14 protein-coding genes are annotated in these 13,186 nt (G+C 59.7%); 10 read left to right on the top strand and 4 right to left on the bottom strand.

Features of this window, described 5'->3' with window-relative positions:
- Positions 1-120 precede the first annotated feature (120 nt).
- Both EIY72_RS00695 and EIY72_RS00690 read left to right on the top strand, forming a co-directional pair.
- Entirely contained in the window at positions 121-375 is a 255-nt protein-coding gene (locus EIY72_RS00695; RefSeq protein ID WP_007979797.1) for an FAD assembly factor SdhE, read from the top strand.
- Positions 359-811, top strand: a complete 453-nt coding sequence (locus EIY72_RS00690; protein WP_093225607.1) for a protein YgfX — start codon at positions 359-361, stop codon at positions 809-811. Before EIY72_RS00695 ends, EIY72_RS00690 begins: the two co-directional genes overlap by 17 nt.
- Here the strand turns inward: EIY72_RS00690 and nadB are convergent.
- Entirely contained in the window at positions 780-2,396 is a 1,617-nt protein-coding gene (gene nadB, locus EIY72_RS00685; RefSeq protein WP_093225605.1) for an L-aspartate oxidase, read from the bottom strand. The two genes, EIY72_RS00690 and nadB, sit on opposite strands and share 32 nt — an antisense overlap.
- 553 nt (positions 2,397-2,949) lie before the next feature.
- Between nadB and rpoE the strand changes: the two genes are divergently transcribed.
- From rpoE to EIY72_RS00665, 4 genes are all read left to right on the top strand, one after another.
- The gene (rpoE, locus tag EIY72_RS00680; RefSeq protein ID WP_003172477.1) at positions 2,950-3,531 is read left to right on the top strand and encodes an RNA polymerase sigma factor RpoE/AlgU; all 582 of its coding nucleotides are present in this window, start codon (positions 2,950-2,952) and stop codon (positions 3,529-3,531) included.
- Between the two features lie 31 nt (positions 3,532-3,562).
- Positions 3,563-4,150, top strand: coding sequence for a sigma-E factor negative regulatory protein (locus EIY72_RS00675; RefSeq protein WP_093225602.1), 588 nt, complete (start codon positions 3,563-3,565; stop codon positions 4,148-4,150).
- Positions 4,151-4,158: 8 nt separating this feature from the next.
- Entirely contained in the window at positions 4,159-5,118 is a 960-nt protein-coding gene (locus tag EIY72_RS00670; RefSeq protein ID WP_093225599.1) for a MucB/RseB C-terminal domain-containing protein, read from the top strand.
- 178 nt (positions 5,119-5,296) lie between these two features.
- Positions 5,297-6,721, top strand: coding sequence for a DegQ family serine endoprotease (locus EIY72_RS00665; protein WP_093225597.1), 1,425 nt, complete (start codon positions 5,297-5,299; stop codon positions 6,719-6,721).
- A 77-nt stretch (positions 6,722-6,798) separates the two neighbouring features.
- On the opposite strand, the gene EIY72_RS00660 is transcribed toward EIY72_RS00665, so the two are convergent.
- Positions 6,799-8,232 (bottom strand): M48 family metallopeptidase, encoded by a 1,434-nt coding sequence (locus EIY72_RS00660; RefSeq protein WP_093225594.1) that lies wholly within the window; start codon positions 8,230-8,232, stop codon positions 6,799-6,801.
- 97 nt (positions 8,233-8,329) lie between these two features.
- On the opposite strand from EIY72_RS00660, the gene EIY72_RS00655 reads away from it, so the two are divergent.
- Both EIY72_RS00655 and EIY72_RS00650 read left to right on the top strand, forming a co-directional pair.
- Entirely contained in the window at positions 8,330-8,569 is a 240-nt protein-coding gene (locus tag EIY72_RS00655) for a sulfurtransferase TusA family protein (RefSeq protein ID WP_093225587.1), read from the top strand.
- Positions 8,570-8,600: 31 nt separating this feature from the next.
- Positions 8,601-9,671, top strand: a complete 1,071-nt coding sequence (locus tag EIY72_RS00650; protein WP_093225584.1) for an AI-2E family transporter — start codon at positions 8,601-8,603, stop codon at positions 9,669-9,671.
- 127 nt (positions 9,672-9,798) lie between these two features.
- Here EIY72_RS00650 and EIY72_RS00645 read toward each other — a convergent pair whose 3' ends face one another.
- Positions 9,799-10,272 (bottom strand): peroxiredoxin, encoded by a 474-nt coding sequence (locus tag EIY72_RS00645; protein WP_093225581.1) that lies wholly within the window; start codon positions 10,270-10,272, stop codon positions 9,799-9,801.
- 10 nt (positions 10,273-10,282) lie between these two features.
- On the bottom strand, positions 10,283-10,843 hold the full coding sequence (locus tag EIY72_RS00640; RefSeq protein ID WP_056856013.1) for a glycine cleavage system transcriptional repressor: 561 nt from the start codon (positions 10,841-10,843) through the stop codon (positions 10,283-10,285).
- 327 nt (positions 10,844-11,170) lie between these two features.
- Between EIY72_RS00640 and dapA the strand changes: the two genes are divergently transcribed.
- Positions 11,171-12,049, top strand: a complete 879-nt coding sequence (gene dapA, locus EIY72_RS00630) for a 4-hydroxy-tetrahydrodipicolinate synthase (RefSeq protein WP_093225578.1) — start codon at positions 11,171-11,173, stop codon at positions 12,047-12,049.
- Positions 12,050-12,066: 17 nt separating this feature from the next.
- Positions 12,067-13,182 (top strand): outer membrane protein assembly factor BamC, encoded by a 1,116-nt coding sequence (gene bamC / locus EIY72_RS00625; protein ID WP_093225576.1) that lies wholly within the window; start codon positions 12,067-12,069, stop codon positions 13,180-13,182.
- Positions 13,183-13,186 lie beyond the last annotated feature (4 nt).

Here is a 13,186-nt window from a genome sequence, read left to right as displayed (position 1 = left end):
ACATCATAAGGTGGCGCCCTTGAAATGGGTAGTTCACAAAGGATCCTCGGTGCCCGACCAAAGCCGACTGTTCGACATGGCGCGGGCCTGTATACTTGCGGCCTATTTGAGGAGCGCTCCATGGTCGAAGATGTTGAACTGAACCGCCTCTTTTGGCACAGCCGCCGCGGCATGCTGGAACTTGACGTGCTGCTGGTGCCGTTCACCAAAGAGGTTTACGCCACGCTCAACGAGGTGGATCGCGCGTTGTACGTCCGCCTGCTGACCTGTGAAGATCAGGACATGTTCGGCTGGTTCATGGAACGCAGCGAATCGGAAGATCCTGAGCTGCAACGTATGGTTCGCATGATCCTGGATCGTGTCCAGCCCAAGTAACGGGTTCGAATGCCGCTGGCATGCCTCTCGGCAGTTGCTGGCGGCGTATCTGTTGGCCCAGTTGTTCGCGCTGGGCTCGCTGTTTCTCCTGTCGATTCCCCTGTGGGCCGGCCTGGCTGGTGCCTTGTGCTGTCTGCTGCATGGCTTTTGGGTGCTGCCGCGGCAGATTCTGCTGACACATCCGAAGGCATTCTGCGGTTTGCGTCGCGATGGCGATGGCTGGCAGTTGTGGAATCAGGCGGGGGGCTGGCAAGCGGTGCAATTGCGCCCGGACAGTCTGGCGCTGCCGCTGGTGGTGGTCTTGCGTTTTCGCCTGCGCGGCGAGCGCCGGATCAGGGCCATTTGCGTGCCCCGGGATTCGCAGGCGGCGGATGTGCACCGCCGCCTGCGGGTCCGGCTCAAGTTCAGTCGGCGTAGGTGGGCGGCACCAGAATAGTGTCGAGGGCAACCGGCAACATGTCCGGGTAGTCGAGGGTATAGTGCAGCCCACGACTTTCCTTGCGTTCCATGGCGGACAGAATCATCAGTTCGGCCACTTGCGCCAGGTTACGCAATTCGATCAGGTCCCGGCTTACCTTGTAGTTGCTGTAGAACTCATCGATTTCATCCAGCAGCAACTGCACGCGGTGCTGAGCCCGCTGCAAGCGTTTGTTGGTGCGCACAATGCCGACATAGTCCCACATGAAACGCCGCAACTCGTCCCAGTTGTGCGCAATGATCACGTCTTCGTCAGAATCGGTCACCTGGCTCGCATCCCAGACGGGCAGGGCGCTTGGCTGCGGAACCTGCTGCAGCTGGTCAAGAATGTCGGCCGCCGCCGAGCGGGCGTACACGAAGCACTCCAGCAGGGAGTTGCTGGCCATGCGATTGGCACCGTGCAGGCCGGTGAAGCTGGTTTCGCCGATGGCGTAGAGGCCCGGCACATCGGTTCGGCCATGTTGATCGACCAGCACGCCGCCGCAGGTGTAGTGCGCCGCCGGCACCACCGGGATCGGTTGCTTGGTGATGTCGATGGAGAACTCCAGGCAGCGTTCATACATGGTCGGGAAGTGCGACTTGATGAAGGCTTCCGGTTTGTGGCTGATGTCCAGATAGACGCAATCAATACCCAGGCGCTTCATCTCGTGGTCGATGGCGCGAGCCACGATGTCCCGCGGTGCCAGCTCGGCCCGTGGATCGAAGCGATGCATGAAGCGCTCGCCGTTCGGCAGCTTCAGGTGGGCGCCTTCGCCGCGCAGGGCTTCGGTGATCAGGAAGCTCTTGGCCTGGGGGTGATACAGGCAGGTCGGGTGGAACTGGTTGAATTCAAGGTTCGCCACCCGGCAACCCGAACGCCAGGCCATGGCGATGCCATCACCGCAGGCACCGTCGGGATTACTGGTATAGAGGTAGACCTTGGCCGCGCCGCCGGAGGCGAGAATCACGAAGCGGGCGCCGTAGGTGTCGACTTCGCCGGTGCCGCGATTGAGCACGTAGGCGCCGAGACAGCGGTCACCGTCCATGCCCAGGCGTTTTTCGGTGATCAAATCCACCGCGACACGTTGTTCCAGCAGTTCGATGTTCGGTCTTTTGCGGGCCTGGTCGAGCAAGGTCGTGAAGATTGCAGCACCGGTGGCATCGGCGGCGTGAATGATGCGCCGATGGCTGTGGCCGCCCTCGCGGGTCAGGTGGAACTCGAATCCACCGTCTTCATTGCCGGAGTGTTCGTCACGAGTAAAGGGCACGCCCTGATCGATCAGCCACTGAATGGCTTCCTTGCTGTGCTCGACCGTGAAGCGCACGGCGTCTTCATGGCACAGGCCGGCGCCGGCATTGAGCGTGTCATCGACGTGGGATTCGACGGTGTCGGTGTCGTCGAGAACCGCAGCGACACCACCCTGGGCCCAGAACGTCGAGCCATTGGCCAGATTGCCCTTGCTGAGGACGGCAATACGCAAATGACCGGGCAAGGTCAGCGCAAGGCTCAAGCCGGCAGCACCGCTGCCAATTACCAGAACATCGTGTTGAAACTGTTGGCTCATTTCAGGATTCCGCTCAAAGCGACCCGGGTCGGGGTAGGCGTACCTGGACTGGCGAGTCGAGGCAGCGTCACAGCCCACTAGTATATAGAGGGGGGGAGCGGCACAATACCCGAGCAAGCATGGCATTGTGAAACTACTGTGACGGAAATCGTCGAGCGCTTCGTCGGGTGATTTTTTTGCCTTTTCGGCGTCAGGCGGACTGTATCGTCGATTTAACAGTCATTTTCCCTTCACGGTTGCACAATGTCGCTTCGACACAGCTATAAATATTTGGAACTTTTGCCAAAGGCCCAAGATCAATAGACCGTTGCCTGAATCAAGGGACAGTGTCGGTTTCAGTGCAGGATTGCGGTTTGATCCTAGCCTGTGAATCCGATGAAAAGATTATTCGCGCAGCCGGGTCAACTCGCGCTGCGCTTTTCGTGCGTGCCAAATCAGAGCCCGCAGGAAACTTGCCTGGAGGGGGAGAACTTTTGCGAAAAGCCCGAGTCTATGTTTGCAAGCCTGATCGTTTAGTTCTGCAAGCCTCCTCCGAGCTTATCGAGGAGTGTTCATGCTAACCCAGGAAGAGGATCAGCAGCTGGTCGAGCGCGTTCAGCGCGGTGATAAGCGTGCGTTCGATCTGCTAGTGCTGAAATACCAGCACAAAATTCTCGGGTTGATCGTGCGATTCGTGCACGACACCCATGAAGCCCAGGATGTGGCGCAGGAAGCCTTTATCAAGGCATACCGTGCACTTGGAAATTTTCGCGGCGACAGTGCGTTTTATACGTGGTTGTACCGCATCGCCATCAACACGGCGAAAAACTATCTGGTTTCACGCGGCCGTCGGCCGCCGGATAGCGATGTCAGTTCCGAGGATGCAGAGTTCTACGATGGCGATCATGGCCTCAAGGATCTCGAGTCGCCAGAGCGGGCCTTGCTGCGGGATGAGATCGAAGGCACCGTCCATCGAACCATTCAGCAACTGCCGGAAGATTTGCGTACGGCGTTAACTTTACGTGAATTTGATGGTCTGAGTTACGAGGACATTGCGAGCGTCATGCAATGCCCGGTAGGCACCGTGCGCTCCCGGATCTTCCGCGCCCGGGAGGCCATCGATAAAGCCCTGCAGCCGTTGTTGCAGGAAAACTAGAGACAGCGGCGACAGCCAAGAGAGGAACGCCATGAGTCGTGAAGCCCTGCAGGAATCGCTGTCCGCAGTGATGGATAACGAAGCGGACGAATTGGAATTGCGTCGGGTGTTGAACGCCTGTGACGATGTTGAAACCCGTGAAACCTGGGCTCGTTATCAAATCGCTCGGGCAGTGATGCACAAGGACCTGCTGCTTCCACGCCTGGACATTGCCGCGGCCGTTTCCGCAGCCTTGGCTGACGAAGCCGTACCGGCAAAAACCTCCCGCGGTCCATGGCGCAGCCTGGGTCGTCTGGCGGTCGCTGCCTCGGTTACCCTGGCAGTACTGGCAGGTGTTCGTCTATATAATCAGGACGAAATCGCCGGTGCCGAACTGGCCCAGCAATCCGGACAGCCAACCCTGGCCGTACCTCAAGTAAAAGGCCCGGCTGTTCTGGCAGGCTACAATGAGAGTTCGGAAGCCACCGGCCCAATGGCCAATGGCGTATTGCAAGGTCAACCAGGCTGGCACGATCAGCGTCTGCCAGGCTACTTGCGCCAACACGCACAACAAGCGGCACTGAAAGGCACTGAAAGCGCCCTGCCGTATGCTCGTGCAGCAAGTCTGGAAAACCGTTAAGGAGGATCATGCGCGCCATACCTCTACTGTCGCTTCTGCTGAGTGGCTGGTTCGTCGTTCCAGCCCACGCCGATGATGCCCAGGACTGGTTGAACCGCCTGGGGCAGGCCGAACAGCAGCAAAGCTTTCAGGGCACTTTCGTCTACGAGCGTAACGGTAGTTTTTCTACCCACAACATCTGGCATAGAGTCCAGGATGGCAAGGTCCGCGAGCGTTTGCTCCAGCTTGACGGATCCGCTCAGGAAGTCGTACGCATTGATGGGCATACTCAATGCGTCAGCGGCACGCTGATCGCAGGGCTTGGGGACTCTCCAAACTCTGCAGCGCGCGCACTCGATCCGCAAAAGCTCAAGAATTGGTATGACCTTGCCGTCATCGGCAAGTCGCGTGTGGCCGGGCGGCCGGCAGTGATTGTCTCGCTGACGCCACGGGATCAGCACCGTTACGGATTTGAATTGCATCTGGACCAGCAGACCGGTCTGCCGCTCAAGTCGTTGCTGCTTAACGACAAGGGCCAGTTGCTGGAACGCTTCCAGTTCACGCGGCTGGACACGGCAGATGTGCCGTCGGACAGCGAATTGCAGCCTGGCAGTGATTGCAAGGCGGTCAACCTGGAAAGTGACAAGGCTTCAGCGGTGAAGGCCGCGCAAGTCTGGCGTTCCGACTGGTTGCCACCCGGCTTCGAACTGACCAGCAGCACCGCGCGCAAGGACCCCGAGACCAAAACCCAGGTCAACAGTCTGATGTACGACGATGGGCTGGCGCGGTTTTCGGTGTTCCTCGAGCCTCTGAACGGCGCAACGGTGACCGATACGCGCACTCAGCTAGGGCCTACTGTCGCAGTTTCCAGACGCCTGAGCACGGCCCAGGGTGACATGATGGTCACTGTCGTCGGCGAAATACCGGTGGGCACCGCCGAACGGATCGCGCTCTCCATGCGCTCCGATGCAGCTGCAACCAAGCAGTGAGCGTAAGTCGAAATGTTTCGTGAGCATTTCAATTTGCAAAATCCCCTTGAATTTTCTATAGGTCAGAGCCTCTCGGCTCTGGCCTTGTTTGTTGTTCCCGGAACAAAAATACCGGCGTATTGTTCCCGGTGTTCCTTGCTCCATATCGCTTAACCATGCTCGTCGTAACGGGAGCCGTATGTCGATACCACGCTTGAAGTCTTACCTTTCCATCATTGCCACCGTGCTGGTGCTCGGCCAGGCGGTCACCGCTCAAGCGGTTGAGCTGCCTGATTTCACGCAATTGGTCGAGCAAGCCTCGCCGGCCGTGGTGAACATCAGCACCACGCAGAAATTGCCGGATCGCAAAGTCAGCCAGCAGATGCCTGACCTTGAAGGTTTGCCACCGATGCTGCGCGAGTTCTTCGAACGTGGCATGCCGCCGCAATCGCGCTCACCTCGCGATCGTCAGCGCGAAGCGACCTCCCTGGGGTCGGGTTTCATCATCTCGCCAGACGGCTACATCCTGACCAACAACCATGTGATTGCCGATGCGGACGAGATTCTCGTGCGTCTCGCCGACCGCAGCGAAATGAAGGCCAAGTTGATCGGTACGGATCCGCGTTCCGACGTGGCCCTGCTGAAAATCGAAGGCAAGGACCTGCCGGTGCTGAAACTGGGTAAATCCCAGGATTTGAAAGCCGGCCAGTGGGTCGTCGCCATCGGCTCGCCCTTTGGCTTCGATCACACTGTGACCCAAGGCATCGTCAGCGCCGTTGGGCGTAGCCTGCCGAACGAAAACTATGTGCCGTTCATCCAGACCGACGTGCCGATCAACCCGGGTAACTCCGGTGGCCCGCTGTTCAACCTGAACGGTGAAGTGGTCGGTATCAACTCGCAGATCTACACCCGCTCCGGCGGCTTCATGGGTGTGTCGTTCGCAATCCCGATCGATGTCGCCATGGACGTTTCCAATCAGCTGAAATCCGGTGGCAAGGTCAGCCGCGGCTGGTTGGGCGTGGTCATTCAGGAAGTGAGCAAGGACCTGGCCGAGTCGTTCGGTCTGGATAAACCGGCCGGTGCGCTGGTTGCCCAGATCCAGGATGATGGCCCGGCAGCCAAAGGCGGTCTGCAAGTCGGCGACGTTATCCTGAGCATGAACGGTCAACCGATCGTCATGTCGGCGGACCTGCCGCACCTCGTCGGTGCACTGAAAGCCGGCGCCAAAGCTGACCTGGAAGTGATCCGTGACGGCAAGCGCAAGAACGTCGAACTGGTCGTCGGAGCCATTCCGGAAGAAGGCAAGGAACTCGACTCCATGCCGAAATCCAGCGTCGAGCGCAGCAGCAATCGCCTGGGTGTATCGGTGGTCGAACTGACCGACGAACAGAAGAAAAGTAATGACCTCAAGGGTGGCGTGGTGATCAAGGAAGTGCAGGATGGTCCTGCTGCCATGATCGGCCTGCAGCCTGGCGACGTGATTACTCACCTGAACAATCAGGCCATCGGCTCTACCAAGGAGTTCGCGGACATCGCCAAGGCGTTGCCGAAGAACCGCTCGGTGTCGATGCGCGTGCTGCGTCAGGGTCGTGCAAGCTTCATTACCTTCAAGCTGGCTGAATAATCCGCTTGCGGTAAAACAAAAACCGCCTCGAAAGAGGCGGTTTTTTTTTTGTCCGGACTTTGTGCGCCTGAAGTTGATCAGCCCATCATGTCCTTGATCATGCGTTCCTGCTCCATCAGCTCACGTTGACGCGCATCGATCCGTGACGACAGCGGGAAGTTGCTTCCCGCCTTGCGTTTGGCGAAGTCCAGTTGCTGGATGGCCTGCTTGTAGTCACCCACCAGTGCGAAGTACTCGGCACGCGCCTGATGCAGGCCGATGATGTTGCCTGCCAGGCCGCGCGTCTCAGCCACCTGATACCAGACGTCCGGATCATCCGGGCGCGACTTGAGCAAGGCTTCGAGGGCTTTTTCTGCATCGGCTGCGCGGTTTTCCTTCAGCAGCAAATCGACGCGCACCTGATTAAGCGGGTAATTGCCGGGGTACTGGGTGAGCATCCTGTCGACGCGGGACTGGGCGTCCGGGAAGCGGTTGTTGGTAATGTCGAGGTCGATCTGAGCCAGGTTGTAGATGATCTCGTTGGGCGCCTTGGCCAGCAGTTGCTTGAGGTTTTCCCGGGCTTCGTTCAGTTGGCCGCCCTTGACCTGAGCAATGGCCAGACCGTAACGGGCAACGTCGTTCTTCGGGTTTTCTTCCAGTTGCGCGCGGAAACGCTTGGCACCCAGACCGGGCGTTTCTTCATAGGACAACTGGACCCGGGCGCGAATCAACTGATAACGCACGCTGTCTTCGATGCCGCCCTGAGGCGCTTGTTCGGCGCGGTTGCGGGTGTCGGCGATACGGGACTCGGTCACCGGGTGAGTCAGGAGGAATTCCGGCGGTTTGGCGTCGTAGCGATACTGGCGCATCAGACGCTCGAACATGGTCGGCATCGAGCGAGGATCGTACCCAGCCTTCTCCAGGTTGAGGATGCCGATGCGGTCGGCTTCCTGTTCGTTCTGGCGGGAGAAACGACGCTGTTCCTGCATTGCGGCGGCCTGGGTGCCGGCGATTGTCGCAATCCCCGCGTCACCGGCGCCAGCTGCGGCAATCACGATGCCGGCCAGCAAGGCCGCCATCATTGGTACTTGCATGCGTTGCTGGGCTTCGACGCCACGGGCAAAGTGTCGTTGTGACAAGTGCGCCAATTCGTGCGCGAGAACCGAGGCGTACTCGCCTTCGGTCTGGGCATTGAGGAACAGGCCGCCGTTCACGCCGACAATGCCACCGGGCGCCGCAAAGGCGTTGAGCTGCGGGCTGTCGATGAGGATGAACTCCAGGCGCCGGTCCGTGACCTGGCTGGTCTCCACCAGTCGATAGACGCTGGATTCCACGTAGTCCTTGAGCTGTGGGTCGTTGAGTTGCGCCACCTGGCTGCGCAGCATCGCCAGCCAGGCTCGGCCCAACTGGTACTCCTGTTGTGGCGAGACAATGGCAGAACTGGCGTCGCCGAGTGACGGCAGGTCGTCAGCGAAGCCTGGTGAGGCAAGCAGGCAAGCGAGCGTCAGCAGGGTAGGGCGCAAAAAAGTCATGCACAGAGCCTTAGTCGACAAAGACCTTACTGTAGCCGGACACCGGCCTTGCGACCAGATATTCTAGGGCACTCAACCACCTGACCGGAGTGATGCAATGACTGACGCTGTACACCATGACGTCGAACTGGACGCCAGCGGCCTGAACTGTCCGTTGCCGTTGCTCAAGGCCAAGATGGAACTCAACCGGTTGGCCAGCGGCGCGATTCTCAAGGTAATCGCCACCGATGCCGGTTCTCAGCGCGACTTTCGCACCTTTGCCCGATTGGCCGGTCATACCCTGCTTCGTGAAGAAGACGAAGCGGGTGTTTACCGCTATTGGCTGAAAAAAGCCTGAAATCGACAGCGTCTGCTCTTAAGGATTATTGATGTTCAAAGTGTTACGCGATTGGGTACAGCGCTACTTCTCTGATGAAGAAGCCGTGGTGTTGGCCGTACTGCTGTTTTTGGCATTCACCGCTGTCCTGACGCTGGGTGGCATGCTGGCGCCCGTGCTCGCCGGCATGGTGCTGGCTTACCTGATGCAGGGGCTGGTCGTAACGCTGGAGCGCCTGCGGGTGCCGGGCGGTGTGGCGGTGGGCCTGGTCTTTGCGCTGTTCATGGGGCTTTTGCTGGTCTTCATCGTGATTGTCGTGCCTTTGCTCTGGCATCAACTGATCACCTTGTTCAACGAATTGCCCGGCATGCTCGCCAAATGGCAGTCGCTACTGTTGCTGCTGCCGGAACGCTATCCGCACCTGGTGTCCGATGAGCAGGTGCTGCAAGCCATCGAAGTGGCGCGGGGCGAGATCGGCAAGTTCGGCCAGTGGGCGCTGACGTTCTCGCTGTCGAGCCTGCCATTGCTGGTCAATATCATGATCTATCTGGTGCTGGTGCCGATCCTGGTGTTCTTTTTTCTCAAGGACCGGGCCATGATCGGGCGCTGGGTGCGCGGTTACCTGCCCCGTGAGCGCGCGTTGATTACCCGGGTCGCCCATGACATGAACCGGCAGATCGCCAACTACATTCGCGGCAAGGTCATCGAGATTTTCATCTGCGGCGGGGTGACCTACATCGCCTTTGTGGTGCTGGAACTCAACTACGCGGCGTTGCTGGCATTGCTGGTGGGGATTTCCGTGGTGGTGCCCTACGTCGGCGCCGTGGTGGTGACCGTGCCGGTGTTCCTGATCGCGCTGTTTCAGTGGGGATGGAGCGATCAGTTCATCTACCTGATGGCGGTCTACGGGATCATCCAGACACTCGACGGCAACGTATTGGTGCCCTTGCTGTTCTCGGAAGCGGTCAACCTGCACCCGGTGGCAATCATCTGCGCGGTGCTGTTGTTTGGCGGGTTGTGGGGATTCTGGGGCGTGTTCTTCGCCATTCCCCTGGCTACCTTGTTCAAGGCCGTGCTGGACGCGTGGCCGCGTCAGGAACCCGTGGTGGCGCCGCTGCTTTAACGCTCAATTCTGATTTTTCAGTGAGGCCAATGACCTCTTCACGAGCAGGCTCGCTCCCCCAGGGTTGTACACAAACCAATGTGGGAGCGAGCTTGCTCGCGATGGCGCCTGCACAGACGCCGATCAATCAGGCCTTATTGAGCGCCTGGGACGCCGCCAGCACCGCATCGACATGCCCCGGCACCTTCACGCCACGCCATTCCTGGCGCAACACACCGTTCTTGTCGATCAGGAAGGTGCTGCGGTCCACGCCCATGTATTCCTTGCCATAGAGCTTCTTCAGCTTGATCACGTCGAACAGCTGGCAGATAGCCTCGTCCTTGTCGCTGATCAGCTCAAAGGGGAACTCCTGCTTGCACTTGAAGTTCTCGTGGGACTTCAGGCTGTCGCGGGATACGCCGAATACCTCGGTATTGGCGGCCTGGAACGCCGGGTACTGATCACGAAAGCCCTGGCCTTCGGTGGTGCAGCCCGGTGTGCTGTCCTTGGGGTAGAAATAGATCACCACTTGCTTGCCTTTCAGCCCGGCGAGGCTGACGGTTTGCCCGCTGGTGGCGGCGGCTTCGAAATCGGCAACCGGTTGGTCGACAGTGACGGCCATAAAAACCTCCTTACATTGGGTTCTGTGGGCGCCACGGTTCGATCAGGGCATCCAGGTTCAGCGCGTCGGCAAAATCCAGGAACTGATCGCGCAGCCAGCTGATCTGAACGCCGGCAGGCAGCGTCACTGTGAAGGTGGCGTTGAGCATGGTGCCGCCGGTCTGCGGTGCCTGATAGGTGTCGCAGGTCAGGTTTTCCAGTTCAACGTTGTGGTCCATGAAGAACTGGCACAGCTCGTTGATGATGTCCGAGCGGTACGCCGAGCTGACATAAGCCACGTAAGGCAGCGCTTGCGGGCGATTTTCCAGCGCGGCACTGCGCACCACATTAACGGTGAATGCGTGCCGTTTGGCCAGCACCGGCAGGCTGCCTTCCAGGCGAGCCAGGGCATCCCAGCTACCGGAGACTTCCAGCACCAGCGCACTGCATTCGCCGTGACGGGTCAGGCGAGAGGTGACCACGGCGCAGCGGTTTTCATGGCTGGCGCGGCACAGGACGTTGGTCAGCTCCATGGGGTTGGCGCCGAGGGCACTGATGACAAGGAATTGTTCGCGAACTGTGGGGGTGGACATGCAGCATTCCTAAAGCGATGAGCGGTCGATGCTGTTAAAGGCTATTGGTCGGATGCGAGCCTGCGGATGCGCATTCAGAAGGCCCCTGGCGTCCTGTTGCAACCGGCTCCGGTACGGCAAGAGCGAGCGATGGCAACGCCTGGACGGGGCTTGCGAGAACGAAAATGGAGGCTGAAACCCGACGTATGCGCTTGTCTGCATCAATCAAAGTCTGAAGGGTAGCGAAAACCGGCGCCAAGGGGAATGGCGCCAGCGCAGTACTTCGCTTGTGCAAGCATCTTGGCGCCAGTACCATTACCGCTCTCTTTTTCCGGCAGGAGCGGTTTCATGATTGCGGGCAGTATGGTGGCACTGGTCACACCCATGGATGCACAGGGGCGTCTTGACTGGGGCAGCCTCAGCAAACTCGTGGACTTCCACCTTGAAAACGGCACCCATGCCATTGTCGCCGTCGGCACCACCGGCGAGTCGGCAACCCTTGACGTCGAAGAACACATTGCCGTTATCAAGGCAGTGGTCAAGCAGGTCAATGGCCGCATTCCGGTGATCGCCGGTACCGGCGCCAACTCGACCCGCGAAGCCGTCGAACTGACCCGCAACGCCAAGGAAGCCGGCGCCGACGCCTGCCTGCTGGTTGTGCCGTACTACAACAAGCCGACCCAGGAAGGCCTGTACCAGCACTTCAAGCACATCGCCGAAGCGGTCGATATCCCGCAGATTCTCTACAACGTTCCCGGCCGTACCTCCTGCGACATGCAGGCTGAAACCGTGATCCGCCTGTCCACGGTGCCGAACATCATCGGCATCAAGGAAGCGACCGGCGACCTCAAGCGCGCCAAGGCCATCCTCGATGGCGTGAGCAAGGACTTCATCGTCCTGTCCGGTGATGATCCGACCGCTGTCGAGCTGATCCTGCTGGGCGGCAAGGGCAACATTTCCGTGACCGCCAACGTCGCGCCGCGGGAAATGGCCGACCTGTGCGAGGCCGCCCTCAAGGGTGACGCCGAGACTGCACGGGCCATCAACGAAAAACTGATGCCGCTGCACAAGGACCTGTTCATCGAGGCCAACCCGATTCCGGTGAAGTGGGCGTTGGTTGAAATGGGCCTGATGCACGAAGGCATCCGCCTGCCGCTGACCTGGCTGAGCGCACCTTGTCACGAAACGCTGCGCAAGGCCCTGCGCCAATGCAGCGTCCTGGTTTAATTGAGGAAGTACAACGCATGAAGCGAATGGCCGGACTTTCCGCACTTGCCTTGATTATCTCCAGCACCAGTGGCTGTGGATGGCTCTGGGGCCCGGAAGGTTATTTCCGTGACCGTGGTAGCGATTACCTGGAAGCGCAACAGACTGCACCGATGCAAATGCCGCCGGATGTCCAGACCGCCAAGCGCCTGGACCCGCTGCTGCCGATCCCGCGCAACGTAGCCGATGACACCGTCAAGGGCGAGTACGTCGTTCCACGGCCACAGCCACTGACGGCGGCGGCTGATGCCAGCGCCTATTCCCTGCAGAAGACTGGCGATTCCCGTTCGATCCTGGCGCAGAATCCGCCGGCTGAAGCTTGGCCTGTCGCGATTCAGTTCTTCCAGGACAATGGCTTCCGCATTGATGAGCAGCGTCCGCAGACCGGTGAATTCACCACCACCTGGCAACATTCCGACGAACTGTCTGCGGCCATGGCCAAGCGCCTGAGCGCCGCCGGTGTCAGCACCGACAGCGAAACCCGCGTGCGGGTACGTATCGAGCCAGGCGTGCAACGCAACACCAGCGAAATCTACGTGGTCAGCGCCGAGCGTCCTGCCGGCAGCACCGCCGATGTCGACTTCACCAACCGTTCGGTCAACACCGGCCTGGATGCGGCGCTGGTCGATGACATGCTCGCGAGCATGAGCCGGATTTCCGAGAAGGGCGGTTCGGTCTCGATGCTGGCTTCGCGTGATTTCGACGCGCCAAGCCGCGTCAGCCTCAGCGAAGACGGCAGCGGCAACCCGGTGCTGAACGTCGGCACGGACCTGGATCGTGCCTGGTCGAGTGTCGGCCGAGCGCTTGAGCAAGGCGAGTGGCGCGTGGAAGACATCAACCGCAGCCTGGGCCTGTACTACATCAACCTGGCCGAAAAGGCCGAGAAGAAAGACGACAAGCCAGGCTTCTTCAGCAGCCTGTTCGGCAGTGGTCCGAGCAAGGAAGAGCTTGAAGCCCGCGCCGAGCGCTATCAGGTTCGCCTGAGCAAGGTCGGTGAGAACGTCCAGGTGACCGTCGAGAAGAACATCAACACCGTGGCACCCGCTGATGTGGCGCGCCGGGTGCTGAGCAAGATTCAGGACAACCTGGGCTGATCAC

Source organism: Pseudomonas vancouverensis (assembly GCF_004348895.1).
Classification (GTDB): Bacteria; Pseudomonadota; Gammaproteobacteria; order Pseudomonadales; family Pseudomonadaceae; genus Aquipseudomonas; species Aquipseudomonas vancouverensis.
This window is presented reverse-complemented; position numbering and strand designations above follow the sequence as displayed.

Coding starts and splice junctions, on each gene's coding strand:
- EIY72_RS00695 (WP_007979797.1), top strand. CDS start 121: ATGGTCGAAGATGTTGAACTGAACCGCCTCTTTTGGCACAGCCGCCGC.
- nadB (WP_093225605.1), bottom strand. CDS start 2,396: ATGAGCCAACAGTTTCAACACGATGTTCTGGTAATTGGCAGCGGTGCT.
- rpoE (WP_003172477.1), top strand. CDS start 2,950: ATGCTAACCCAGGAAGAGGATCAGCAGCTGGTCGAGCGCGTTCAGCGC.
- EIY72_RS00675 (WP_093225602.1), top strand. CDS start 3,563: ATGAGTCGTGAAGCCCTGCAGGAATCGCTGTCCGCAGTGATGGATAAC.
- EIY72_RS00670 (WP_093225599.1), top strand. CDS start 4,159: ATGCGCGCCATACCTCTACTGTCGCTTCTGCTGAGTGGCTGGTTCGTC.
- EIY72_RS00665 (WP_093225597.1), top strand. CDS start 5,297: ATGTCGATACCACGCTTGAAGTCTTACCTTTCCATCATTGCCACCGTG.
- EIY72_RS00660 (WP_093225594.1), bottom strand. CDS start 8,232: ATGACTTTTTTGCGCCCTACCCTGCTGACGCTCGCTTGCCTGCTTGCC.
- EIY72_RS00655 (WP_093225587.1), top strand. CDS start 8,330: ATGACTGACGCTGTACACCATGACGTCGAACTGGACGCCAGCGGCCTG.
- EIY72_RS00650 (WP_093225584.1), top strand. CDS start 8,601: ATGTTCAAAGTGTTACGCGATTGGGTACAGCGCTACTTCTCTGATGAA.
- EIY72_RS00645 (WP_093225581.1), bottom strand. CDS start 10,272: ATGGCCGTCACTGTCGACCAACCGGTTGCCGATTTCGAAGCCGCCGCC.
- EIY72_RS00640 (WP_056856013.1), bottom strand. CDS start 10,843: ATGTCCACCCCCACAGTTCGCGAACAATTCCTTGTCATCAGTGCCCTC.
- dapA (WP_093225578.1), top strand. CDS start 11,171: ATGATTGCGGGCAGTATGGTGGCACTGGTCACACCCATGGATGCACAG.
- bamC (WP_093225576.1), top strand. CDS start 12,067: ATGAAGCGAATGGCCGGACTTTCCGCACTTGCCTTGATTATCTCCAGC.